Consider the following 24,485-nt stretch of genomic DNA (forward strand, 5'->3'; position numbering starts at 1 on the left):
GAGTTCATACCCCGCGCAGAGAGCACATTCGCCCGCGCGTCTTAGCGTGGGCGGCATGGTCCTCGCCACCGCTCCGCTCTCGGTGCGCACCGCAGCCGCCGCCCGCCGGCCGACACCCTGGCACGGGGCGCTGACCGTGCTCGGGCTCGGCACCGCGGTGCTGACCGTGTGGGGATCATGGGCCGGGTCGCGCTCGGATTACTACGCCGCCATCGCCCTGTCGATGAGCAAGAGCTGGTCGAACTTCTTCTTCGGAGCGCTGGACCCGGCCGGCACCGTGACGCTCGACAAGATCCCCGGCTCCTTCTGGGTGCCCGCTCTCTTCGTGAAGCTGTTCGGCTTCTCGACGCTCTCCGTCGTCCTCCCCAACGCACTCGCCGCGGTCGCCGCTGTTCTCCTCGTGGCCGTGACGGCCAAGCGCGTCGGCGGCCCCGTCGCCGGCGTGGTGGCCGGTGCCGTCACCGCGACAACGCCGATTCTCGTGGCAGTCGCACGCTCGAACCAGCCCGAGACCTTCTTCGTCCTCGCTCTCGCCTTCGTCGCGTGGGCCTCGATCAAAGCGCTCGAGCGCGCGAGCCTCGGCTGGCTTGTCCTCGCCGGGGCCTTCATCGCCCTCGGGTTCCAGGGCTACATGCTCGAGGCCTGGGCCGTGTGGCCGGCGCTGGCCGCGGCATACCTGTGCGTGCGCATCCCGCTCCGGCGACGCATCGCACATCTCGCGATCGCCGGGCTCACCAGCGCCGCACTGTCCGTGGCCTGGATCGCGGTCGTCGCGCTGGTGCCGGCCGACGCACGCCCGTACATCGGCAGCACTCTGCACAACAGCCCGTGGGAGATGGTGTTCGGCTACAACGGGCTGGGCCGCTTCGGCGCCACCACCGCTGACAGCAGTGCGTACAACTCCTTCACTCCCCCGTACTCGGGGAACGCCGGACTGTTCCGACTGTTCAACATCCAGCTGGCCGGACAGGTCGGCTGGATGATCCCGGCGGCACTCCTCGCCGCCGCGATCCTCATCGCACTGCGCGTGCCGGCCCGCGTCTGGGTGTTCGTCGGCGGATGGCTCGTCACATTCCTCGTCATGTTCTCGGCGGTCGCGGGAATGCACCAGTTCTACACGGCGGCGCTGTCGGTCCCGATGGGACTTCTGATCGGCATCGCCTTCGGTCTCTCACGACGGCGAGGGATGCTGTGGCCGCCGATCGCACTCGTGTCGGTGGCATCCCTCACCGCGGTTTCGATCGCCGTGGCGTACGGCGGGTACTCGGTTCCGATCGCGATCGTGCAGCTCGCCGTTGCCGCAATGACCGTGGGCGGCATCGTCTGGGAGAGGCGGCACCCGAAGCCGTCACGCCGACTCGTGTCGGCGCTGGCGGTGGTCGCGCTCCTTCTCACGCCGACGTCGTGGGCGGTCGTCACTATCGCCCACCCGAGCAGCGTGAACCCTGTGGCCGGGGGTGTGAGCGACTCGTCAGGCAGAGGCAGCGCGGGTCTGTTCGCCCAGGCATCGGGCAGGCAGCAGCCGCTGGGTGGCGCCCACGCGGTGCCGGGCGGCACGGTGGGGGTGCGTGATGGAGCAGGCGGACGTCCGAACCGCGGCAGCGCGACACCGGGACGATCGTTCCCGGGCCCGGGAGGCGGTGCGGGACGCTCCGGGGGCGGAACCGGCGGCCCTCTGGCCGGTTTCGGCGGCGGGTCAGACGACGCGGCTCTGCTTGACTACGTCGAGAAGAACGCTTCGGGCTCTCGCTACCTCGTCGCGGTGTTCGGCGCGCAGACCGCAGCCGGACTCATCATCGCCTCGGACGGCGGATCGATCCTTCCCGTGGGCGGATTCAACGGCAGCGACCCCGTACCGACGCTCGATGCCTTCACCGCGATGGTGGAAGCGGGAGACATCCCCTACGTGCTTGCGTCCGGCACCGGCCGCGGAGGGTTCTTCGGCTCGAGCGCGACAGTGACGACGTCGTCGCAGATCCGGGAGTGGGTCACCGCGAACTGTGCGGAAGTATCGAGCGACGAGGCGGCGTTGTCGGGCCTGTATCGCTGCGGCGCGTGACTCTCACACCTCACGGACGTTCAGCAACTGCCATCCCTCGGGGACCTTCGCGCGCAGCGACGCGATATCGTCCGCCTCGATCTCCTGAACGCCGTCGCGGCGGGCCATCTTGGCGTTGAGCGTGATCATCGTCGAGGCCTTCGGCATCGTGGCCGCGGCATCCGTCAGGTCCCAGCCCTCCGGCACCTCGCCGCGCGCCTGCTCGCGCGTCTCATCGATGGTCGGCGCCTGCAGGGTGACCTCGCGGGTTTCAATCGGACGGATGCGGCCGCTCATCATGCTCTCAGCCTATGCGCACCACGCGTTCAGCTGCGGCATCCACACTCCGCGTCAGCCGAGCAGGTCTGTGACCGGCGGCACGACCGTCACCGGGTGCCGTGCGGGCCCTTCGCGTACGCGCGCTCCGCGTCGCGGACGACCTCCAGGTTGGCGATCGGCCCGAACACGGGCACCAGGTGCCGCAGCTTGTCGGGATTGACCACGCCGTGCACAGCGGCGATCCGTCCGGACTGCACGTCGAGCGACATGACGGCGATCACCCCGCCACCCACCGGCAGATCGGCGATGACGACGACACCCGGTCCGCCGTTGACCGTGCACGGCTCCATGTGCGCGGGGAAGACGGCTCGACGCCCGAACGAAGCGAGCAGTTTCGCCACCGCTTCGGCACCCCGCACCGAGCGGCTGATGGCGAAGCCGGGAGGCACCTGTCCCCCGCCGTCGCCGACCATGGCGACATCCTCCGTCAGCAGGCCGACGAAGCCTTCGACCTCGCCCGACTCGATCGCAGCCATGAATCGTGTCACAAGCTGCTGCTGTTCTGAAGAGGATGCCGTGTACCGCGGCTCCCGCCCGGCCACGCGCGTCCGTGCGCGCGAGACGAGCTGCCGCACCGCGCCCGACGTCGGCCGATCGAGAATCGACGCGACCTCCTCGTAGGGATAGTCGAGCACGTCGTGCAGCAGGAATGCCGCGCGCTCGCTCGGCGTCAGCGTCTCCAGGAGTACGAGGAAGGCGAACGAGAGCTCTTCGGCCAGTTCGGCGTGCTCCGAGGCGTCCGGCGGCTCGAGCGTGCTGCCGACCAGCGGCTCGGGCAGCCAGTCGCCCACATACTGTTCGCGCCGTGCGCGCGCCGAGCGCAGCTGGTCGACGGCCAGTCGCGTGGCCACGGTCGTGAGCCAGGCCTGCGCGTTGCGGGGCTGGGCGTCGGCGCCGAGCCGCAGCATCCGCTCGATCGCCGTCTGTGCCACGTCTTCGGCGTCGGCGATCGAGCCCAGCATGCGATACGCGGCGCGGAAGGCCACGCTGCGCAGCGCCGGATCGATCTCGGTCATGCCTCGATCTTCTCGCGCTGCCCGCCGGCCGTGGCGCGAACGTGCGCGCGCCGCGCCGGAAGGTACGGACCGGGATGCCGCGGCACGAGCTGGTTGCCACGGTGGATGAACTCCTTGATCGCAACCGCGGCGCGGCCGGTCGTGATGCGGCGGGTGGGCGCTCCCTCCGGCGTGAGCCACTGTACGAGGGCGTCTCGGCGGCCGAGGCTGATGCACTCGGCGAAGTATCGTCCGACGTATGGGGTTGACGTCGCGCCGGCCAGCCCGCGAGCTATCTTCTGCGGAGCGCTGAACGACATGAACGCGCCCGTGCGACAGCCCATCTTGAGCGGCTCGCCGTCGCGGCCGGCGACCCGTGCGGCGTCACCGAGAACCCACACCTCGGGATGCGACACCGCCCGAAACGCGCCGTCGACCCAGGCGCGGCCGATCTCGTCGATCTCGAGCCCGGCGGCCTCGACGAGCGGGTTGGCGCGGAAGCCGCCGGCCCAGAAGGTGACGGACGACGGGATGCTGCGGCCATCGGCCAGCGCGACGGCGTCATCGTCGATGCGGGCGACGCGTCCTGCGATCCGTTCGATCCGAAGTCGGTCGAACGTCTTCGCGAGGTGCCTGCGGGCGGGCTCACTCAGCCAGTCGCCGGGATCGCGCGAGCTGACCATCGCGACGCTCAGCCGCGGGTGCGTCTCGGCGAGCTCGGTGGCCAGCTCGATGCCGGTTAAGCCGCCGCCCACCACGGTGATGCGGGCGACGTCGGGCGCAGCATCCACCCGCTTCGCGGTGTCTGCGATCGAGGTGACGTCGGTGAGCCCCTGCGCGTTCTCGCGCGCACCGGGCACGTTGCCGAAATCGATGACGCTGCCCAGAGCGATGACCAGCGCATCGTATGCAAGCCGCTCGCCGCCGGAGGTGTCGACGGTGCGGGCGCCGAGGTCGATGCGCTCGATGTGCGCGACCTTCAGGGACACTCCGGTACCCGTCACCGCCTGCTCGATCTCCAGCAACGGATAGGCCTCGCCGGCTGCCAGCTGATGCCAGCGCATCCGTTCGTCGCGTGTCGCATGCTCGGTCACGAGCGTGACCGAAGCGTCGTCGGCGCGCACCATGCGCGCGAGCCGTGCGGCGGTCACGATGCCCGTGTAGCCGCCGCCCAGGACCAGGATCTGATTCTTTCCCATACCCGTACGACGAGACAGGGGGCGCAGGTGTGACACGTCAAGCCCCTCAGCGGCTGCACGGAACGGTCGTATCGTGCAGTTCATGACGATCGAACTGAACGAACCTGCGCTGCGCCAGGCACGCGCCCTCGTGCGCGACGGCAAGGTCACGCGCGACGAACGGGACGACTGGTCCGAGGCTGCGCCGACGGCCGATGAGGAGAACTCCTTCATCGAACGCGAGGGGTGGACGGAGTTCGCCCACTGGCATCTGGGGGTCGACAAGTCGGAGAATCGCGAGACGAAGCAGGCCTACAGCTTTCCGTACGGTGATTTCCGCACAGTGCGGCGGTCGGGTGTGATCTCCGGGGAGAGCCGTGCCGGCCAGTACGACCACGCCGAGATCCGGGACGCGCTCAAGTCGCTGCTCGAGCTGATCGACGACCAGTGATTTCGCGCCCGCCGCAACTCGGCACCGTGCGTATCGGCACCTCGGGTTGGAGCTACGATCACTGGCGCGGCGTGCTCTACGGCCCTGGATCGTCGGGACGGCGGTTGGAGGTCTACGCGTCCGAGTTCGACACGGTCGAACTCGATGCGAGCTTCTACCACTGGCCGAGTGCGGATCGTTTCGCCGCATGGCGCGCGCATCTGGCCGATGACTTCGTCATGGCCGTCAAGGCTCCTCGCGGCCTCAGCCACAGCACGCGCTCTGATCCCACCGCGTGGACCGACCGCATCCGCTCCGCACTCGCCGCCCTCGGGCCGGTCGCCGGGCCGCTCCTTCTGCAGCTACCCACCGGCCGCGTACGCGACGACGCGCGGCTCGATCGCGTGTTGGATGTCATTCCCCGCGAGTGCGCCGTCGCCGTGGAGGTGCGACACGAGTCGTGGCTGGACGACGAGGTGTTCGCGCTGCTGGAGCGGCACGGCGCGGCGCTGTGCATCACACACGGCGCCGGCTTTCCGCTGAGCCTGCGTACCGTCGCCCCACTCGTCTACGTGCGTCTCCACGGCCCCGACCCCGACCAGCTCTACGTCGGAAGCTACTCCGACGCCGAACTGGACGAGTGGGCCGAGCACATCGACCGCTGGAGAACCGAGCGGCACGAGGTGCTCGTCTACTTCGACAATGATCAGGCGGGGAACGCCGTCATCGACGCCCGGCGTTTGAAGGAGCGACTGTGACCATGCCGGCAGAATACAAAAACCCCCGCATGAGCGGGGGTTCTTTTTTGCTGGGGTACCTGGACTCGAACCAAGAACAACTGAACCAGAATCAGCCGTGTTGCCAATTACACCATACCCCAAGGCATTTCGGCCGAAGCCGCAACAGTCACCAAGTCTAGACGAAGACGCGACATGCGGCAAAACGACTGCGCGCCGCGCGTGTCAGATCTCGACACGCCGACCGGACTGGGCGGGACGGATCCACTCGGTGAGAGTGAAGCCCTGTCGCTCGGCTTCGGCGAGGTACGCGGCTTCGAGCTCGGCGCTGATGTGCGGCTCACGAGACAGAAGCCACAAGTGCTTGTGATCCGGCGTTCCGACGAGCGCCCGCTGGTACTCCGGATCGATCTTGAGCACCCAATAATCGGCCCGTGTGAAGGGGATCCAGCGCAACGCGCTCGGAAGGAACGACACCTCCAGGCGCGCAGGGCGGTCGGGGTCGGCCTTCGCCTCCCCCAGCGCCTGAGTCGGCTCATCCTGGGCATTCAGACACCGGTTGTCGACCTGCACCGTTCCATCGTCGTTCAACGAGTACTCGGCCGTGACGTCCCGAGCTTCATCGTCTTCGAAGCGGAGGGGAAGCCTCCCCACCTCGAACCACAACCCCAGGTACCGCGCGAGATCGAGATGGTCCACGTCCTGCACATCTGTCATGGGGGCCTCCTTGTTGGCCCGTCACGCTACCGAAGGCGCCCGCCGCCGACATCCCCCTTGCGGATCAGTCGCTGAGGTGTGTCACCAGCGCGCCGAGGCGACGCACGGTCTCGGCCTTGCCGAGCAGCTCCATCGACTCGAACAGCGGCGGCGACACCCGCCGGCCGGTCACCGCGACCCGCAGCGGACCGTAGGCGACCCGGGGCTTCAGCTGAAGACCCTCGACGAGCGCAGCCTTCAGCGCGTCCTGTACGGCGTCGGGAGTGAACTCGGCCTCGGGCACGTCTTCGAGCACCGCCACGGAGGCGACCAGCACCTCGGCCGCGTTCTCGGGCAGGCTCTTCAGCCCGTCTTCGGAGTACTCGACCTGGTCCACGAACAGGAAGCCCAGCATCCCGGGCACCTCACCCAGCAACTGCACGCGCTCCTGCACGAGCGGGGCCGCACGGAACGCCAGCACTATCTGCTCGTGCGTGGGCTCACCGTCGCCGAACACCCCGGCGGCAGCCAGGTACGGCATCATCCGCTCGGCGAAGTCCTTGCCGTCCAGAATCCGGATGTGGTCCGCGTTGATGGCCTCGGCCTTCTTCTGGTCGAAGCGGGCCGGGTTCGGGTTCACGTCCTTGATGTCGAACGCCGCGGTGAACTCCTCGAGGCTGAACACGTCGCGGTCGGGCCCGATCGACCAGCCCAGCAGTGCCAGGTAGTTGAGCAGGCCTTCGTGGATGAATCCCTTCTCACGCTGCAGGAAGAGGTCGGCCTTCGGGTCGCGCTTCGACAGCTTCTTGTTGCCGGTCTCTCCCAGCACAAGCGGCATGTGGCCGAACCGCGGCATGAACGTCGTCACGCCCGCCTTGATGAGAGCGTCGTAGAGCACGAGCTGACGCGCCGTCGACGGCATGAGATCTTCACCGCGGATCACGTGGGTGATGCCCATGAGCGCATCGTCGACCGGGTTCGTGAAAGGGTAGAGCGCCTTGCCACCGGCGCGCACGAGCACGAAGTCGGGGAACGACCCTGCCGGGAACGTGACCTCTCCGCGAATCAGATCGACGTAGGTCAGGTCCGCGTCCGGCACGCGAAGGCGCCATGCAGGCTCGCGGCCCTCGGCTCGGAACGCCGTCTTCTGCTCGTCGGTCAGGTCGCGGTCGAAGTTGTCGTACCCGAGCTGCTTCGCGCGGCCGTTGGCCTCGTTGCGGGCATCGATCTCTTCGGCGGTCGAGTAGCTCTCGTACACCAGCCCCGCGTCCATGAGCTTGGCCAGCACCTCGGCGTAGATCTCGGTGCGCTGCGACTGGCGGTACGGACCGTGCGGACCGCCCTTCTCGACGCCCTCGTCCCAGTCGATCCGCAGCCAGGTCAACGCGTCGACGAGCTGCTGGTAGCTCTCTTCGCTGTCGCGCGCGGCGTCGGTGTCTTCGATGCGGAACACGAGCTTGCCGCCGGTGTGCCGCGCGTAGGCCCAGTTGTACAGCGCCGTGCGCACCATGCCGACGTGCGGCAGGCCGGTCGGCGACGGGCAGAAGCGGACGCGCACGTCGGAGCCGGAGGCGGTCGTGGTCAAGGGGTGGGGCGTTGCAGGCACGCCCTCCAGTCTATGACGCCGACTGCTGCTCTCCCGCGGCCTGCGCCCGCACACGCCCCAGCGGCGCGAGCGCCACCACCACGACCACGATCACGAGCGCGCACAGCGCGAGACCGCCGTACCCGACCCCGGCGAGCACAAGGCCCGCGACGACAGCACCGACTGCGCCGACCATGCTCATCAGGAAGTCGTTGCGCCCCTGTCGGCGTGTCCGACGGTCTTCCGCCGACGCCTCGGTCAGCAGAGCGGCGCCCGAGACGGTCGTCGCGCTCCAGCCCAGCCCCAGCAAGATCAATGCCACGGTGACGGCGGGGGTCGAATGCTGGCCGAGGGCGGCGGTGACAAGGGATGCCACGAGCACCGCCTGCCCGATGAGGATCGTCGCCACCCGGCCGATCCGGTCGGCCAGGATGCCGAAGACGGGCGACAGCGCATACATTCCGGCGATGTGCAGACTGATGGTGAGCCCGATGATCTCGAGGGTCGCGCCAGCGTGGATGAGGTGCACGGGGGTCATCGCCATGACCGACACCATCACCCCGTGCGCGCCGGCGATCGCCAGCATCGCATAGCGAGCGGCGCCAGGCCGGTCCGCGTGGGCGACGCGGGTCCCGGCCGCGCTGTGATGCGCGGTGATCCGCAGCGCGAGCAGAAGGGGGTCGGGTCGCAGCAGCGTCAGGTAGAGGACGATGCCGAGCGCCTGGGTGACGATGGTGAACAGATATGGCCCCGTCAGCGCCGGCATTCCGAGCGCATCACCGATCACCTCGCCCGGGCCGACGAGATTCGGTCCGAGCACGGCGCCGATCGTCGTCGCCCAGACCACGATCGACAGATCTCGGCCGCGCGACGCATCGGTGGCGAGGTCGGCTGCGGCGAACCGCGACTGCAGGTTGGCCGCCTGCCCCGCGCCGACGAGCACGAACCCGATGATGAGGAGCGGAAAGCTCCGCGCACCGGTGGCCACGACGACGAGAAGCACGCCGACAATGGCCACCAGCATCCCGCTCGCCAGAGACGGCCGCCTGCCGCCGCGACGTGCGAGAGCAGCCAGCGGAACCGCCGTCAGCGCCGTGCCGAGCGTCACCGACGCCGTCGCCCAGCCGGAGAATGCCTCATCGCCCGAGATGTCGGCCGCCAGCACCGCGCCGAGCGACACGGTGGCACCGAACGCCAGCCCGCCGAGGATCTGACCGAGCGAGAGGATCCAGATCGTGCGCCGTTGCACGGCGCGCAACCGCGTGGCGTCGGGCAGCGGCGGCGACGACAAAGCGCTCACGCGGCGCGCACGGTGTTGCGCAGCATGCCGAGCCCGCTGATCTCGACCTCGACGGTTTGACCCGCCACGATCGGCCCGACGCCCGCGGGGGTGCCGGTGAGGATGACATCTCCGGGCAGGAGTGTGAACGCGACCGACGCGTACGCGATGATCTCGGCGACCGAGTGCACCATGTCGCTGATCGAGCCGCGCTGACGTACCTCGCCGTCCACGCGCGTGGTGATCACGGCGTCGCCGTTCGGGTCGAAATCGGTCTCGATCGCCGGCCCCAGCGGGCAGAAGGTGTCAAAGCCCTTGGCCCGCGACCACTGGCCGTCGCTGCGCTGCAGATCGCGTGCGGTCACATCGTCGGCGATCGTGTAGCCGAACACGTACTCCAGGGCGCGCTCGGCAGGCACGTTCTTGGCGATAGTGCCGATCACGGCAGCCAGCTCGCCCTCGTGCTCGACGCGCTGCGATTGCGGTGGCAGCACGATGGCGTCGCCCGGGCCGATCACCGACGTGTTGGGCTTGAGGAAGAGCATGGGCTCTGCGCTCACCTCGTTGCCCAGCTCGGCCGCGTGGTCGCGGTAGTTGCGCGCGATCGCGACGACCTTCGACCGCGGGATCACGGGGGCCAGCAGCGCGGCGTCGGCGAGCGGTACGCGGTCGCCCGTCGTGTCGAATCCGGCGAACAGAGGGTCACCGGCGAGTACGACCAGGTCGGTCTCGTCGACGATGCCGTAGCGGATGGCGTCTCGGTGGCTGAAGCGTGCGATCCTCACCGCACCAGCCTACGGGCGCTCGGCCTCATGCGTCGAGACGGACCAGCCAGCCGTGCTTGTCTTCACGACGACCGTACTGGATGTCGGTCAGTTCTTCGCGCAGCGACAGCGCGAGTTCGCCGAGCGGCTGCGCGTCGGTGAAGTCGTGGCCCTTGAGCGTGCCGATAGGTGCGACTACCGCCGCGGTGCCGCAGGCGAACGCCTCGACGATGTCGCCCGAGGCCACGCCTTCGCGCCACTCCGCGAGCGTCACCGGGCGCTGCTCGACGGCGTGGCCGCGGTCCTTGGCCAGCTGCAGCAGCGACAGCCGCGTGATGCCCTCGAGGATCGAGTCGGAGTCCGGCGTGACCAGCGTGCCGTCCTTGCGGACGAACACGATGTTCATGCCCCCCAGCTCTTCGACGTTGCCGTCCGCATCGAGGAAGACCACCTGGTCGCAACCCTGCTCGTAGGCCTCGGCCTGCGGCAGGAGGCTGGCCGCGTAGTTGCCGCCGGTCTTGGCCGCACCTGTGCCGCCCTTGCCGGCGCGCGCATAGTCTTCGCTCAGCCAGATCGAGACCGGTTTGGCGCCACCCTTGAAGTAGGCGCCCACGGGGCTGGCGATGACGAGGAACTCGACCTGATTCGCCGGCCGTACCCCGAGGAACGGCTCGGACGCGAACATGAACGGACGCAGATACAGGCTCCGGTCGTCACCTCCGGGGACCCAGGCACCGTCGACCTCGATGAGCTCGCGCAGCGACTGGATGAAGTGCTCGACCGGCAGCTGCGGCAGGGCCAGACGGTGCGCGCTGCGCTGCAGACGGTGCCCGTTCTGGTCGGGGCGGAAGGTGTGGATCGAGCCGTCGGCGTGCCGATATGCCTTGATGCCCTCGAAGATCTCCTGGCCGTAGTGCAGCACCGCCGCGGCAGGCTCGAGCGACAGCGCACCGTAGGGACGCACCACCGCGTCGTGCCACCCTTCGCCGGCCGTCCAGGTCAATTGGACCATGTGGTCGGTGAAGACCGTACCGAAGACGGGATCGGCCAGCAGTGCGGCGCGCTCTGCTGCGGTCTTCGCGGCGGGGTTGCGGGTCACGGCGAACTCGAGCGGGGCGAGTGCGGTGTCAGTGGTCATGTCCATTCCAGTCTTCGATGCGCGGGCGACGCTGCCGCCCTCAGATTACGCCTGGACGCGGGCGACGATGTCGTCGCCGATCTGCGTCGTGGTGCGGGATGCCGTGCCCCGGCCCGCGATGTCCTGTTCGACCGCCTGCGCCACACGGGCGGACTCTGCGCTCAGCCCGAGGTGGTCGAGCATGAGAGCGATCGACAGGATCGCGGCGGTGGGATCGGCCTTCTGCTGACCCGCGATGTCGGGAGCCGAACCGTGCACGGGCTCGAACATCGACGGGAAGACGCCGTCGGGATTGATGTTGCCCGAAGCAGCGAGGCCGATGCCACCGGTGACGGCGCCGGCCAGGTCAGTGAGGATGTCGCCGAAGAGGTTGTCGGTGACGATCACGTCGAAGCGACCGGGGTTCGTGACCAGGAAGATGGTCGCTGCATCGACGTGCAGGTAGTCTACGTCAACGCCGGGGTGCTCGACCGCCACGGTGTCGACGATCCGCTTCCACAGGGACCCGGCGTTGACCAGCACGTTCGTCTTGTGCACGAGGGTGAGTCGCTTGCTGCGGCGCTCGGCGAGTTCGAACGCGTACCGCACGACGCGCTCGACACCGAACGCCGTGTTCACGCTCGTCTCATTGGCGACCTCGTGCGGCGTGCCGCGCCGGATCGCACCTCCGTTGCCGACGTAAGGACCCTCGGTGCCCTCGCGGACCACGACGAAGTCGACGTCGCCGGGGCTCGCCAGAGGGCCCGGCGCGCCCTCGTACAGCTTCGACGGCCGCAGGTTCACGTAGTGGTCGAGCTCGAACCGGAGCTTCAGCAGCAGCCCGCGCTCGATGTTCGCGTCCTTCAGGCGCACGTCACCGGGGATGCCGCCGACGGCGCCGAGCAGGATCGCGTCATGCGATGTGATGGCGGCCAGGTCCTCGTCGGTCAGTGTGTCGCCGGTCTCGAGGTAGCGGGCCGCGCCGAGGGCGAAGCGCGTCTTGTCGAAGGTCACGTCGGTGCCGGCGGTCGCGGCATCCAACACCCTCTCGGCCTCGGCGATCACCTCGGGACCGATGCCGTCACCGGGGATGACGGCGAGCTTCACGACACGTGGCATGGCACTCCTTCCGACGCCGCGTCACAGTGCCGCGGTGCGCCTCCCCCAGCCTATCCAGCGCACGGCGGGTGCTTTCACTGCGTGTCGCCGCGCGACCGGCCCAGCATGGTCGCGGCGATCACCGCGGCTGCCACCACGAGCACGGCGCCGATCGCCGCGGCGATCGACATACCCTGGTCGAACGCGACAGCCGCCGCGGCGCGCACAGTATCGCCGACGGCGCCGCCCACCTGACCGGCGACGGCCATCGCCCCGGCGAGGGTCTCGCGCGCAGCATCGGCCAGCGCGGGCGCCAGGGAGGCCGGCAGATCGATCGACGTGCGGTACACCGCCGTGAGCAGACCGCCGATGATCGACGTGCCCAAAACGGTGCCCGCCTCGTACGCCGTCTCCGACACGGCGCTGGCGGCACCCGCCTTGTCTGCCGGTGCCGCCGAGAGGATGAGTTCATTCGAGACGGTCTCGGCGGCACCCACACCGATGCCCAGGCTCACCGAGGCCAGAATCGTCGGCAGCAGCGTGTCGGGTCCGGTGGTCAGGGCGATGCCGATGTACCCGGCGGCCGAGAACGCCAGCGCCACCGGGATCACGACCCGTGGTGAGACGCGGGACGCCACGGGCACCACGAGCAGCCCTGCGATGATCATGGCCGCCAGCGAGGGCACGAGAGCCAGACCCGCCTCCATCGGCGACAGCCCTACGATCAGCTGCAGGTGCTGGGCGACGAAGAAGAGGAATCCGACAAGGGCGAGCACGCTGAGCAGGTTGACGAGCAGCGCACCGGTGAACGCGGTCCGCCGGAAGAGACCCATGTCGAGCATGGGTTCATCGGCGTTCAGCTGCCGTCTCACGAAGAGCACGCCGAACACGCCGCCGGCGATCAGCAGCGGCACGACGGCACCGCCGAGACCGGCGACCGCCATCTCCTTGATCGCGTACACAGTGGGCAGCATCATCCCGACCGAGAGAAGAATGCTCACCGGGTCGACGCGTCCCGGTTTCGGGTCGCGGCTCTCGGGCACCAGCAGCGGCGCAAGGATCAGCAGCGGAATCAGCACCGGCACCGCCATGAGGAAAACCGATCCCCAGGCGAAGTGCTCGAGGAGGAGGCCGCCCACGATCGGGCCGAGGGCCGCTCCAGCAGAGAACATCGCCGCCCACACCGCGATCGCGAGCCGGCGCTGGTCACGGTCGGTGAAGATGCTGCGAAGCAGCGAGAGCGTCGAGGGCATCAGCATCGCGCCGAACACCGCCATGCTCGCGCGACCGGCGATGAGCCAGCCGGCCGACGGCGCGAACGACGACACCGCTGAGACGACGGCGAACCCGGTGGCGCCGATCAGCAGCATCCGCCGCCGTCCGAAACGGTCGCCGAGGGTGCCCATCGTCACCAGGAGCGCCGCCAGGACGAGCGGATACGCGTCGATGATCCACAGCTGCTGGATGCCGGTGGGCTCGAGGTCGAGCGCTATCTCGGGCAGCGCGAAACTGAGCACGGTGTTGTCGACCGACACCAGCAGCACCGGCAGCGTCAGCACCATGAGCGCAGCCCACCCGCGCCAGCCCACACGCGCCGAGCGCTCATCGTGTGCGGGCGCGGTGATGTGCCGAGTCGTCATCTCTTCCTCCGGCCGAGCTATAACTGTACCAGCCAGCCGGTATAGTATCATGGGTGGGATGAGCCGACCTCCGCGTGCCCGAGACCTCGTCCTCGACGCCTACGAAGAGATCCTGATCGCCGGCGGCGAGCGTGCGGCGACGATGGATGCCGCGGCCCGTGCTGCGGGCGTGTCGAAAGGCGGCCTGCTCTATCACTTCGCGTCGAAGGAAGCCCTCGAGGCCGGCCTCATCGGTCGGTTGAACGATCTCGTCGACGAGGACGTCGTGGCGATCACGACCGCGGAAGAAGGCGCTGTCGCCCACTACCTGCGCACCTCCGTCCTCGTCGGGGACCCGCTCGACCGTGCCATGCTCGCGGTCTCGCGCCTCGCCCAGGGCGGAAGCGCCCCCGCGAGCACTGCCCTCAAAGAGATGCGCCAACGCTGGGCGGAGGCGGTCCGCCCGCACGTGCGCGACGACGCCGCTCTGGATCTCGTGCTGCTCGTCTCCGACGGTCTGTACTTCAACAACATGCTCGAAGATCGCTCTGACACCCTGGTGCCCACCGGTGCGGCGATGGATGCTCTTGTTCGCCTCGTCGAAGAGCTCAGCATCGGCTAGCACTCCTGCCGCGTGCGTTCAACCACCTGTGCCGGCCGCCGATTCCGGCCCATCCTGGTCGAGTCCGACGAAGTCAGGAGGAGACATGAGCATGGGCCTCGGTATCGTGCTGTTCGTGATCGGTGCGATCCTCGCATTCGCCCTGAACATCGATGTGGGATGGGTCGATCTCGACCTTGTCGGCTACATCCTCATGGGTGCGGGCGTCATCGTTTTCATCATCGGGCTGGTCTTCATGCTCCGGCGCCGCCGCACTGTGGCCACGAGCCGGACGTCTGTGGATCCGCGCAGCGGCGAGACCGTGCGTCGCGACGAGACGTCTGCGCCGGATGATCCGGTCTGACGCTGTCTCCGGCGGCCCCCCGGCCGTCGTCACCGCAGAATGCCGCTCGATCTCGTTTCGATGATGCGGAAGCGGATGCGGCAACCTGGGGGCGTCTGCGCGGCGAGGCTCAGAGCGTCGTCGGTGAGCGCGGCGATGATCGGGTAACCGGCGGTGAGCGGGTGGTCGGGGAGGAAGATCACCGGCTGCCCGTCGGGTGGTACCTGAACGGCGCCGGTGACGGCGCCCTCGCTGGGCAGTTCTCGAACGATCACCCGCTCGAGAGGGAGCTCGCCGTGCAGGCGGATCCCCACTCGATCGGACTGCGATGTGACCTCCCACTCCTGACCGGCGAGAACGGAGAGGGCGGATGCCGTGAACCAGTCGTCGCGCGGGCCGAGCACGACCGCGAGTTCGACGAGTGCGCCGGGCGCAGGGAGGACGCGAGAGGCGGGGTACGGGTCGACCGCGCCGCGTGACCCATCCCCCACGCCGACGATCGATCCCGCACGGAGCGGGTCGGGCCCGAGCCCGGCGAGCGTGTCGGTCGAGCGGCTGCCCAGGGTGGGTGCGACATCGATCCCGCCCCGGACCGCCACGACCCGGCGCAGCCCGGCGGTCGGATGCCCGAGGTGCAGCTCGTCGCCGTCGAAGGTGGCGAACGGCGCGCTGTGCGCGGCCGGCCGCTCGAACCCGTCTGCGTCCACCAGTGCGAGGTCGCCGTACGCGCCGGTGACCGCGGCGACCCCGTCGCCGCCGAAGCGGAGGATGGCCGCGCCGACGATCTCCAAAGCGGCCGCACCGAACGGATTGCCGACGGCGCGGTTCGCGTCGCGCAGTGCCACGCGGTCCGCCGCGCCGGATGCTGAAACGCCCAGCGCCGCATGGCCGGGGCGCCCGGCATCCTCGATCAGCGTCTGAAGCCCGGGGTGCATGACCTCCACGCTCCGCGCTCCCACCGGCGGTGACGGGACAGGCGGCGCGGACGGCGCCGCAGTCAACGTGACGCGCTGCGCACGCGCGAACTGCACGGCCGTTCCGGGCGAGAGAAGCGCGGCCGGGTCTCGTGACGCGTCCCAGAGGACGGCGTCGGTGCGTCCGATGAGCTGCCATCCGCCCGGCGTCTCCCGCGGATACACACCGGTGAAGCGCCCGGCCAACGCCACGGACCCGGCGGGAACGCGCGTACGCGGCGTCGCGCGGCGCGGAACATCGAGGAACGGGTCGTCGCCGACGATGTAGCCGAAACCCGGCGCGAAGCCCGAGAAGGCGACCTGCCAGTGGGCGGCAAGATGACGGGCCACAAGCGCTTCGGCGGAGATCCCGAGCCGCGCCGCCGTTTCGGCCAGGTCATCCCCGTCGTATCGCACCGGGATGACCACCTCGCCCGTCGGCGGGGCCGATGCGGCACCCCCGTCGGTGGCAATCAGACGTGCGGCCAGCTCTGTCGCCGACACCCGGAGCGGGTCGAAGTGCACGAGCACCGTCCGCGCACCCGGCACGAGCTCGACGACTCCGGGAAGGCCCTTCCATGCGGCGTTGAGCCGCATTGCCTCTGCGAGGTCTGCGGCCTCGACGAGCAGCGTACGCTCGGACGCCCGGAGGACGCGCATGCAGCTTCACCTCCTCACGAAGGGGGCTATCCCGACGCCGGATGCCTCCAGCCGGCGCCTCGTCTCGGCGGCCATCGCCACCGCTCCGGCGCTGTCGCCGTGCACGCAGATGGAGTCGGCGGCGACCTGCACGTCGGTGCCGTCGATCGCCCGGACGACGCCCTCCACCGCCAGGCGCACCATGCGATCGGCGATCGCCGGCGCATCGTGCAGCACCGCTCCGTCCTGCGTGCGCGGGACGAGCCGTCCATCGGGCAGGTACGCCCGATCGGCGAACGCTTCGGCGGCGACCCGTAGACCCGCGTTCGCGGCGACGTCCAGAACCGCCCCGCCCGACAGCCCGAGCAGGACGAGCTCGGGGTCGACGGCACGGATCGCGGCGACGACATCCTTCGCCTGCCGCTGGTCGCGGGTGATGGCGTTGTACAGCGCACCGTGCGGCTTCACGTAGGCGACCTTGCCGCCCACGGCTGCTGCGAGGCCCATCAGAGCCCCCAGCTGATACTCGATCTGCGCCTGGAGGGTCGCGGAGTCGACGTCGACGTCCACCCGGCCGAAGTTCGCGTAATCGCGATACCCGGGATGTGCGCCGATCACGACCCCGTGCGCGACGGCCGCGCCGAGGGTCTCGCGGATTCCTTCCGGACTGCCGGCGTGGAATCCCGACGACACGTTCGCACTGGTGACGATCCGCAGCATTCCGGCATCATCGCTGACCACGCGATCCGGGACGTTCTCGCCCAGATCCGAATTCAGATCGATGGTCGTCATGGTGCCCGGACTCCGATGGTGGTCGTCGTGACACCTAGTGTAGGGCGCGGCCCCGGGCCGCCTCAGGCCTCGGCGATCTCGATTTGACGCAGCAGGTCGGCACCGATCTCGGCACGGATCTTCTCGACGAGCTCGTCGGGAACAGCCGAGTCCACCGTCAGCACAGAGAGCGCGCGGCCGGTGCTGTCGGGGTGCGCGACCTGCAGGCCCTCGATGTTGATCCCGGCGTCGCCGAGAAGCTGCCCGTAGATCGCCACGATGCCCGGCTTGTCCGCGTAGCGCATGACGAGGTGCTCCCGAGCGAAGGGAACCTCGATGTCGTAGTCGTTGATACCGACGACCTTCGGCACCATCCGCGTGCCGGCGAGCGTGCCGGCGACGGACAGCACCGTGCCGTCCGACAGCGAGCCGCGCAGGATCGTGATGTTGCGGTAGAGCGGGCTGTCGGCCTCGACGATCAGGCGCGTCTCGATGCCGCGCTGCTCGGCGAACAGGGGTGCGTTCACGTACGAGACGTTCTCGCTGACGATGTTCGTGAAGATGCCCTTGAGTGCCGCGAGCTTGTACACGCTGACGTCGTACGCGGCCAACTCGCCGCGCACCTCGATGTCGAGGCTGGTCAGGGCACCCTGCGTGAGGCCGGTGAAGAACTGGCCCAGCATTTCGACGAGGGCGATGCCCGGGCGTACGAACGGGTCGATGACGCCGCCGGCGACGTTCACGGCGTCGGGCACGAGGTCGCCCTCGAGCGCGAGCTTGACCGAACGCGCGACGGAGACGCCGGCCTTCTCCTGGGCCTCCCCCGTGGACGCTCCGAGGTGGGGGGTCACGATGATGTTGTCGAGCCCGAGAAGGCGCTGCGCAGAGCCGCCCTCGGTCGGGGGCTCGCTGGTGAAGACGTCGACGGCTGCGCCCGCGATCGTCTTGCTGGTCAGCGCCTCGTACAGGGCGTCCTCGTCGATGAGGCCGCCGCGGGCGACGTTGACGATGTAGGCGGTGGGCTTCATCAACGCGAACTGCTCCGTGCTGATCATGCCGGTCGTCTCGGGCGTCTTCGGCATGTGCACGGTGACGAAGTCGCTCTGCGCCAGCAGCTCGTCCAGCGACAGCAGCTCGACCTGCAGCTGCTGCGCACGCGCCGGGGTGACGTAGGGGTCATAGGCGACCACGCGCACGCCGAAGGCCCGCAGCCGCTCGGTGATGAGCGTGCCGATGCGGCCGAGGCCGACGATGCCGACCGTCTTGTCGAACAGTTCCGTGCCGGTGTAGGCGCTGCGCTTCCACTCGCCGCGACCCAGCGACGCATCGGCGGCGGGAATGTGCCGTGCCAGGCCCAGGATGTGGGCGATCGTCAGCTCGGCGGCGGAGATGATGTTCGAGGTCGGGGCGTTGACCACCATGACACCGGCTGCCGTCGCAGCCTTGATGTCGACGTTGTCGAGGCCGACGCCGGCACGGGCGATGACCTTGAGCTTCGTGCTCGCGCCGATGGCTTCGGCATCCATCTTCGTCGCCGACCGGATCAGCACCGCATCGGCATCGGCCAGGGCCGAGAGCAGCGCGGGCCTGTCGGTGCCGTCCACCTGCCGGATCTCGAAGTCGGGTCCCAGCGCATCGACGGTTGCGGGAGAGAGCTGCTCAGCGAGAAGGACGACAGGCTTGGTCATTCGGGACCCTTCGGAACGACGCATCGCGCACGGCGCACGACGACGATGATGACGGGATGCCGCGCCGCACGCCTTCGGGGCGAGACACTGACACCCTACCGTGCCCGCAGCAGGCCGCCCGACAGTGTGACGTCTCGGGTCAGCCCAGGAGCTGGCCCCCGTAGGCGTAGGCATAGCCGAGCACGTTCAGCCAGAAGACCGCCGACAGTGCCAGTCCCGCGAGCATGACCAGACTCAGCGCGCCGAGGCGCCGTCGCCGGCCCACCGCGACGGCACCGACGAAGACGACGATCGGGAACACGACGGCGAACAGCAGGACGAACCAGCCGAGCGCGCTCAATCCGAGCGACCCACCGGCCTGTACGACGAGGAAGGCCACGGCGTTCCAGACGATGTACGCGTACAACAGTCCGAAGACACCGACCACCGCCGCACGGAGCCAGCCCGGCACCGCCCTCTGCGTGCGCGGGTTCTCCTCCGCCGCCCCGTTCATGCGATCCCTCTCATCAGCAGCGGCCATGGCACCAGCACGACAGCGCCCGCGATCAGCCACACCCAGCGCACCCACGCGTGGCGTCCCTTCGACAGCGCCGCGACCGTCACGAACCAGACGGCGGGTGCAAGGATCGCCAGCCATGTCATCACGGTGTTGCCCGCCGCCCACATCACCGGGCCCTGGCCGTTCGAGTCCATCATCATTCCTGCGACGGCCAACAGCCGTAGCCCGCCGATGATCCAGCCGACCGTGTACAGCAGGTACACGCCGCCGAGCATGCCGAGACCGATGAGCGCACCGTTTCCCGGGGAAGTCGGGCCTGCATCGTCGCCGGGCCCGTCACCGGCGACCGGCTCGGCGCCAGCGGCGGGGTCGCCCTCGGCGACGACACGGTCCGCGCCCTTGCCTTTGGCGACCCAGCCGGTCGGCAACTGCGGCGCGGGCTCGTCATCGCCGTCCCAGCGCAGTGCGTCGTCATCGTCGGGGGTGTCGCGGCCGGCCATGCCCGAAGTCTAAGACACGGCCCGAGACCGTACCGCTTCGGCGGCGGCGCGCACCACGTCGGGGTCGGTCACGTCATACCCCCGGGCTCCCCCACCGGGGCCGCTCGGCGATGCGTCTTCGGACCGGCCACGCGCCGACAGATGCACCGCGTCGACCCCGGCCCGGCGGAGTGGGGCGATGTCTTCGGGTCGCACCCCGCCGCCGGCCATGATCTCGACGGCGCCGTCGGCACGTGTGACCACTGTACGCAGAACGTCGAGCCCGTCGATCGTGCGGGGCGCCCCGCCCGAGGTGAGGATGCGCGTGACACCCGCGGCGACCAGCGCGTCGAGTGCAGCGAGAGGATCGGCCGCAGCGTCGATCGCCCGGTGGAAGACGATGGGCGTGGGGCCGGCCGCGTCTCGCCAGCGGGCCAGGGTGGCGGCATCCACCCGTCCGTCGACGGTGAGACAGCCGATCACCACGGCGCCGACGCCCAGCGAGGAGAGGTAACGGATATCGGCGGCGACGACCTCGACCTCATCGGGGTCGTACACGAACCCGCCCGGACGCGGCCGCACCAGCGGCGCGACACGGCCGGCCTCGCCCGTCGCCTCGATCACGCGCTGCACGATGCCGACGGACGGCGTCAGGCCGCCGACCTCGAGCGCCTGACACAGTTCGATGCGGTCGGCTCCCTCGGCGAACGCGATGCGCGCGCCGCCGGGGTCTTGCACAGCGATCTCGAGCAGGGGTGCGCGCGTCATGGTCTCAGCGTAAGCACTGCGACCGCCGCCGCGCGCATCCGCTCGGGCACCGCGGCCTGCAGCACGCCGTCGCCACGCGGCACGAGCGCGGCCACGGACCCGTCGCTCCAGTGCGCCTCCGCTGCCGGACCGACCTCGGCCGGCAGATCGATCGTGCCGTGAGCCGGATCGAGCAGATGAATATGCAGGAGACCCGGCGTGGTGGTGTAGACGCGCGGGACGCCGCACTTCTCGCCGGCGCGCACCCAGGGGCGACTGCCGAGCACGGCGCGCTCGTTCTCGCGCAGCCAAGCGCCGAGTTCGTGCATAGCGGCGCGCTGCAGCTCCGGGATGGAGCCGTCGGCGCGAGGGCCGACGTTCAGCAGCAGATTGCCGTTCTTGGCGACGACATCGACGAACAGGCGGATGAGCGCGGTGCCGTTGAGGGAGTGCCGCGCGTCTTCGTCCTGGTTGTAGCCGAACGAGAAGCCGAGACCGCGCGTCGACTCCCAGGGCTGGTCGAGGATGTCGGGGATCTCGGTGTACTCGCGCGTGAGGTACCCGTGGTACGGCACGCCCCATCTGTCGTTCACGACACCATCGGGCACCGCGGCGAAGTAGCGTCTCAGGAGCGCGGCGACTCCGTGGTCGTCATCGCCCTTGCCGGCGTCGGGCCAGTCGATGTCGTTCCAGAGGACATCCGGCCGGAACCGCTCGATCAGCTCGTCCACCTGGGCGGCGGCGTAGCGCGCGTACAGCGCGTCGTTGCGGCGGTAGCGGAACAGATCGGTGTCGCTCTCGATCGGCGGGAAGTCGCTGACATGCCAGTCCAGTGCGCCGGAGAAGTACACCCCGAACCGCGTGGAGCGCCGCCGCGCCGCATCGTGCAGCTCAGCGATCAGATCACGCCGAGGCCCGCGCCTGGCCGCATTGAAGGACGTGGTCGCGGTGTTCCACAGGCAGAAGCCCTCATGATGCTTCGTCGTCGGGACGATGTACTGCGCACCGGCGTCGACGAGATCGGCGATGAACGCGTCGGCGTCGAAGGCCGGCGTCTGCCAGAGATCCGTGAGGTCCTCATAGCTCGTGCCCGTGCCATAGACACGCTGATGGCGCTCCCAGGTCGGGCTCCCGGCGATTCGCACCGTGTTTCCGTACCACTCCGCGTACTGGTGGTGCATGTAGGCGTCTTCGACGCCCACTCGGCTCTCCCCCGGCGGCGTTCCCCAAGCGGGTACCGAGTACAGGCCCCAGTGCACGAAGAAGCCGAGCTTGGCATCGCGGAACCAGTCGGGTACACCGGCGGACGGGTACACGGGCGCTGCATCGCCGAGGTCGGGGCCGACCCGGGTCTCGAAGTTCATCATGCGCTCTGCTCCTCACCGCGCCGCGTCAGCACGGGCGTCAGATCGGGGTCGGGGACGGTGGTGTCGAACGGCACGACACCCGGTGCCAGTCGGTGGTGGCCGAGCCGGATGAGATCCTGGTCGACGCCGCCGGGCGTCAGCGCGAGCGTCCAGTCCGCCGCGAGATCGTACAGCTCGGGCTCGAGGTAGCCGATCTTCACGATGACGACGTCAGCGGCCTCGGGATCGAGTCCGAGCATGCGGAAGTCGTCGAGGTGATGGAACGGCTTGCGGCGCTCAGTCACGATGGCGTGGACCGAGCCGGCCCGCAGCACGACCTGCGTCCCGGCGGCAGGGTCGCCGTCCGTGATCGAGAACACCTCGGCGGTGATGCGGACCGGGCCACGCGGCCCCGGATCGACGCGGCCGCCGACGTCCACGGTGACGGTCCCCCCGATCCCCGCGGCCACTGCCTGCGCGACGGCGGCCGCATCGAACTCCGACGCGTGGATCACCGTGCGTGATCCGTCGCGCAGGTCGGCGCGCTCGAGCAGCGCCCCCAGCGTCCACGAGACGTCGCCGGCTCCCCCCGCGGTCGGGTTGTCACCCGAGTCGGAGATGAGATAGGGACGGGCGGCACCGGGCGCGAGCGCACGATCGAGTGCGTCGGAGAGGGATGCCGTCGGTCCGACGAACGCGAAGTCGTCACGGGCGTCCCAATACAGGCGCGCGAGCCGTTCAGCCTCGCGGGCGATCACAGCATGGTCGTCTCCGGTCACGACGACCGCCGCTTGGCAGCGCGGCTCGTCCGCCCAGGCATATCCGACCCACACCGCGGCATCCAGCACGCCGGGGAGTGCCTCGACGACGGCCACCTCGTCGTAGATGCCCTGCGCGGGCTGCAGTCGGGTGCTCGTCTTCTCCCCGGGGAGCAGCACCGGGATCTGTCGCCATGCCTTGTAGGGGCGCCGCGCCGTCGGATCGGCGCCGTGTGGCCCGCGCAGCCGCGCGAGCAGATTGTGCACGGCGCGCTCCTTCGTGTTCATCCAGTCCTCGTGCGGCGCCATGCGGTAACAGGTGATGAGATCGACCGCGTCCAGAAGGGTGCGCGAGACGTTGCCGTGCAGATCCATCGACGTGCTCACCAGCGTGTCGGGGCCGAGCGCGTCGCGCACGGCTGTTGCGAGGTCACCCTCGGCGTCATCCATCCCCACGACGCTCATCGCTCCGTGGATGTCGAAGAAGAAGCCGTCGAAGGGTCCCTGATCGCGAATGCCCGCGACGATGGCATCCTTCATCCGACGGTAGGTCGCCGGGTCCACGGCGCCGCCGGGCAGGGACCGGCCGTGGGTGAGAGGCACCCACTCCGCGGTTTCGCGCAGCTCACGCCCTCCGTCGAGGAACGGGTAATAGGCGAGAAGGTCATCTCCGGTGCGGATGGTGAACGCCTCGTCACCGGAGATGTGCGGCGAGAACGTGCTGGACTCGATCGAGATCCCGCCGATGCCGATGCGGGGCCTGACCAGGCCGTCGTCCGCGCGGGCGGGCAGCGGGCCCATCCAGATCTCGTTCGCTTCGCGGCGGTCGCTCATGGTGTTCGCTTCCTTGTTCATGGTGGCCTAGAGCACCGGGGTCTGCAGATGGGAACGGGCGGCGCTGGCGGCGCCGAGAGCCACGGCGTCGCCGCCGAGCGAGCCGGGCACGATGCGCAACGGTACGCCAGAGATCGGCGCATCCGTGCGTAGCGTGCGCGCGATCGCCGGTTCCAGCAGATCCCACGATCGTGCCACGCCGCCGCCGATCACCGCGGTCCCGACCTCGACGATGCCCGACACCGTCGCGCACGCGAGGGTCAGCGCCCGCCCGGCGTCGTCGAACACGGCTGCCGCGTCGGGATCGCCGGCGCGTGCGTACTCCGCCACCTGCGCCGCATCCGCGCTACTCCCGGTGCGCTGGGCGTACCGACGCGCGATGGAGGTGCCGCTGGCGACGGTTTCGAGGTGACCCACCTGCCCGCACGTGCAACGGATGTCGCTGTACCCCGGGGTGTGGCCGATCTCGCCCGCCGCGCCGTGCGGGCCGTGCCGCAGCACGCCGTCGAGTGCGACCGCTCCCCCGACGCCGGTGCCGAGCATGACGCCGAGGACGTCGGCGCCCTGTGCCGCGCCCCATGCCAGCTCGCCGAGGAGGAACGCGTTGACGTCGTTCTCCACCCGCACCGGTGCCTCCAGCCGTGCAGAGAGCCGGTCGCCGAGCGGGTAGCCGGCCCAGTCGTGGAAGAGCTCGGACGCCGCACGGATCTCACCGGTGCGGTGGTCCACGACGCCGGCCGCGCCCACTCCTACGGCGCGCACCGACGCGCCGACCGCGAGCCGCGTCACGAGCCCGGCCGCGGCATCCACCATCGCGTCTCCGCCTGATGAAGCGGGAGCCGCCACGGCCCCCCGTGCGCAGATCGCGCCCGCCTCATCCACCAGCACGGCGGCGATCTTCGTACCGCCGATATCGATTCCGACCAGTGCCGAATCTTCGATGCCCACGCCG

At 69.5% G+C, this 24,485-nt stretch carries 24 protein-coding genes and 1 tRNA gene; 5 read left to right on the forward strand and 20 right to left on the reverse strand.

Features of this window, described 5'->3' with window-relative positions; all coding sequences use genetic code 11:
• The first annotated feature begins 55 nt into the window (after window positions 1-55).
• Window positions 56-2,059, forward strand: a complete 2,004-nt coding sequence (locus PU630_RS08975; protein ID WP_275276741.1) for an ArnT family glycosyltransferase — start codon at window positions 56-58, stop codon at window positions 2,057-2,059.
• Window positions 2,060-2,062: 3 nt separating this feature from the next.
• Here PU630_RS08975 and PU630_RS08980 read toward each other — a convergent pair whose 3' ends face one another.
• The 3 genes from PU630_RS08980 to PU630_RS08990 form a co-directional block, all read right to left on the reverse strand.
• Window positions 2,063-2,338 (reverse strand): hypothetical protein, encoded by a 276-nt coding sequence (locus tag PU630_RS08980; protein ID WP_275276742.1) that lies wholly within the window; start codon window positions 2,336-2,338, stop codon window positions 2,063-2,065.
• Between the two features lie 86 nt (window positions 2,339-2,424).
• Window positions 2,425-3,393: an RNA polymerase sigma factor SigJ gene (gene sigJ / locus PU630_RS08985; protein WP_275276743.1), complete on the reverse strand. Its 969-nt coding sequence runs from the start codon at window positions 3,391-3,393 to the stop codon at window positions 2,425-2,427.
• Window positions 3,390-4,571 (reverse strand): NAD(P)/FAD-dependent oxidoreductase, encoded by a 1,182-nt coding sequence (locus PU630_RS08990; RefSeq protein WP_275276744.1) that lies wholly within the window; start codon window positions 4,569-4,571, stop codon window positions 3,390-3,392. Before PU630_RS08990 ends, sigJ begins: the two co-directional genes overlap by 4 nt.
• An 82-nt stretch (window positions 4,572-4,653) precedes the next feature.
• On the opposite strand from PU630_RS08990, the gene PU630_RS08995 reads away from it, so the two are divergent.
• Window positions 4,654-5,001, forward strand: a complete 348-nt coding sequence (locus tag PU630_RS08995) for a hypothetical protein (protein ID WP_275276745.1) — start codon at window positions 4,654-4,656, stop codon at window positions 4,999-5,001.
• 26 nt (window positions 5,002-5,027) lie between these two features.
• Window positions 5,028-5,738, forward strand: a complete 711-nt coding sequence (locus PU630_RS09000) for a DUF72 domain-containing protein (RefSeq protein WP_275276746.1) — start codon at window positions 5,028-5,030, stop codon at window positions 5,736-5,738.
• A gap of 50 nt (window positions 5,739-5,788) precedes the next feature.
• Here PU630_RS09000 and PU630_RS09005 read toward each other — a convergent pair.
• The 8 genes from PU630_RS09005 to PU630_RS09040 all read right to left on the reverse strand — a co-directional run bounded on the left by PU630_RS09005 (window position 5,789) and on the right by PU630_RS09040 (window position 13,896).
• Window positions 5,789-5,860: transfer RNA gene (locus tag PU630_RS09005), tRNA-Gln, on the reverse strand.
• A gap of 82 nt (window positions 5,861-5,942) precedes the next feature.
• Window positions 5,943-6,434: a lipocalin family protein gene (locus PU630_RS09010; RefSeq protein ID WP_275276747.1), complete on the reverse strand. Its 492-nt coding sequence runs from the start codon at window positions 6,432-6,434 to the stop codon at window positions 5,943-5,945.
• 64 nt (window positions 6,435-6,498) lie between these two features.
• The gene (gene gltX, locus PU630_RS09015) at window positions 6,499-8,019 is read right to left on the reverse strand and encodes a glutamate--tRNA ligase (RefSeq protein WP_275276748.1); all 1,521 of its coding nucleotides are present in this window, start codon (window positions 8,017-8,019) and stop codon (window positions 6,499-6,501) included.
• A 10-nt stretch (window positions 8,020-8,029) separates the two neighbouring features.
• Window positions 8,030-9,298 carry an MFS transporter gene (locus PU630_RS09020; protein WP_275276749.1) on the reverse strand — a complete coding sequence of 423 codons (1,269 nt, stop codon included), beginning with the start codon at window positions 9,296-9,298 and terminating at the stop codon, window positions 8,030-8,032.
• Window positions 9,295-10,062, reverse strand: a complete 768-nt coding sequence (locus PU630_RS09025) for a fumarylacetoacetate hydrolase family protein (protein ID WP_275276750.1) — start codon at window positions 10,060-10,062, stop codon at window positions 9,295-9,297. The genes PU630_RS09020 and PU630_RS09025 overlap by 4 nt, the downstream gene beginning before the upstream one ends.
• A 25-nt stretch (window positions 10,063-10,087) precedes the next feature.
• Window positions 10,088-11,179, reverse strand: a complete 1,092-nt coding sequence (locus PU630_RS09030) for a branched-chain amino acid aminotransferase (protein ID WP_428981945.1) — start codon at window positions 11,177-11,179, stop codon at window positions 10,088-10,090.
• Window positions 11,180-11,224: 45 nt separating this feature from the next.
• Entirely contained in the window at window positions 11,225-12,277 is a 1,053-nt protein-coding gene (locus tag PU630_RS09035; protein ID WP_275276752.1) for a 3-isopropylmalate dehydrogenase, read from the reverse strand.
• A 74-nt stretch (window positions 12,278-12,351) separates the two neighbouring features.
• The gene (locus tag PU630_RS09040; RefSeq protein WP_275276753.1) at window positions 12,352-13,896 is read right to left on the reverse strand and encodes an MFS transporter; all 1,545 of its coding nucleotides are present in this window, start codon (window positions 13,894-13,896) and stop codon (window positions 12,352-12,354) included.
• A gap of 58 nt (window positions 13,897-13,954) precedes the next feature.
• Between PU630_RS09040 and PU630_RS09045 the strand changes: the two genes are divergently transcribed.
• Both PU630_RS09045 and PU630_RS09050 read left to right on the forward strand, forming a co-directional pair.
• Entirely contained in the window at window positions 13,955-14,497 is a 543-nt protein-coding gene (locus PU630_RS09045; protein WP_275276754.1) for a TetR/AcrR family transcriptional regulator, read from the forward strand.
• 85 nt (window positions 14,498-14,582) lie between these two features.
• Window positions 14,583-14,840 (forward strand): DUF6458 family protein, encoded by a 258-nt coding sequence (locus PU630_RS09050; RefSeq protein WP_275276755.1) that lies wholly within the window; start codon window positions 14,583-14,585, stop codon window positions 14,838-14,840.
• 29 nt (window positions 14,841-14,869) lie between these two features.
• Here the strand turns inward: PU630_RS09050 and PU630_RS09055 are convergent, their stop codons facing one another.
• The 9 genes from PU630_RS09055 to PU630_RS09095 form a co-directional block, all read right to left on the reverse strand.
• Window positions 14,870-16,432 (reverse strand): 5-oxoprolinase subunit B/C family protein, encoded by a 1,563-nt coding sequence (locus PU630_RS09055; RefSeq protein WP_275276756.1) that lies wholly within the window; start codon window positions 16,430-16,432, stop codon window positions 14,870-14,872.
• Between the two features lie 6 nt (window positions 16,433-16,438).
• Complete coding sequence (locus PU630_RS09060; protein WP_275276757.1) at window positions 16,439-17,203, reverse strand: LamB/YcsF family protein; 765 nt, start codon at window positions 17,201-17,203, stop codon at window positions 16,439-16,441.
• 62 nt (window positions 17,204-17,265) lie between these two features.
• On the reverse strand, window positions 17,266-18,870 hold the full coding sequence (serA, locus tag PU630_RS09065) for a phosphoglycerate dehydrogenase (RefSeq protein ID WP_275276758.1): 1,605 nt from the start codon (window positions 18,868-18,870) through the stop codon (window positions 17,266-17,268).
• A gap of 139 nt (window positions 18,871-19,009) precedes the next feature.
• Window positions 19,010-19,363: a hypothetical protein gene (locus tag PU630_RS09070; RefSeq protein WP_275276759.1), complete on the reverse strand. Its 354-nt coding sequence runs from the start codon at window positions 19,361-19,363 to the stop codon at window positions 19,010-19,012.
• Window positions 19,360-19,869, reverse strand: coding sequence for a DNA polymerase III subunit gamma/tau (locus tag PU630_RS09075; protein WP_275276760.1), 510 nt, complete (start codon window positions 19,867-19,869; stop codon window positions 19,360-19,362). Before PU630_RS09075 ends, PU630_RS09070 begins: the two co-directional genes overlap by 4 nt.
• A 9-nt stretch (window positions 19,870-19,878) precedes the next feature.
• A complete protein-coding gene (locus PU630_RS09080; RefSeq protein WP_275276761.1) occupies window positions 19,879-20,616 on the reverse strand; it encodes a copper homeostasis protein CutC in 738 nt (245 codons plus the stop codon).
• Complete coding sequence (locus PU630_RS09085; RefSeq protein WP_275276762.1) at window positions 20,613-21,962, reverse strand: alpha-L-fucosidase; 1,350 nt, start codon at window positions 21,960-21,962, stop codon at window positions 20,613-20,615. The genes PU630_RS09080 and PU630_RS09085 overlap by 4 nt, the downstream gene beginning before the upstream one ends.
• The gene (locus PU630_RS09090) at window positions 21,959-23,533 is read right to left on the reverse strand and encodes a M81 family metallopeptidase (protein ID WP_275276763.1); all 1,575 of its coding nucleotides are present in this window, start codon (window positions 23,531-23,533) and stop codon (window positions 21,959-21,961) included. Before PU630_RS09090 ends, PU630_RS09085 begins: the two co-directional genes overlap by 4 nt.
• A gap of 27 nt (window positions 23,534-23,560) precedes the next feature.
• Entirely contained in the window at window positions 23,561-24,481 is a 921-nt protein-coding gene (locus PU630_RS09095) for an ROK family protein (protein WP_275276764.1), read from the reverse strand.
• Window positions 24,482-24,485 lie beyond the last annotated feature (4 nt).

It is taken from the genome of Microbacterium horticulturae (assembly GCF_029094505.1).
Classification (GTDB): Bacteria; Actinomycetota; Actinomycetes; order Actinomycetales; family Microbacteriaceae; genus Microbacterium; species Microbacterium horticulturae.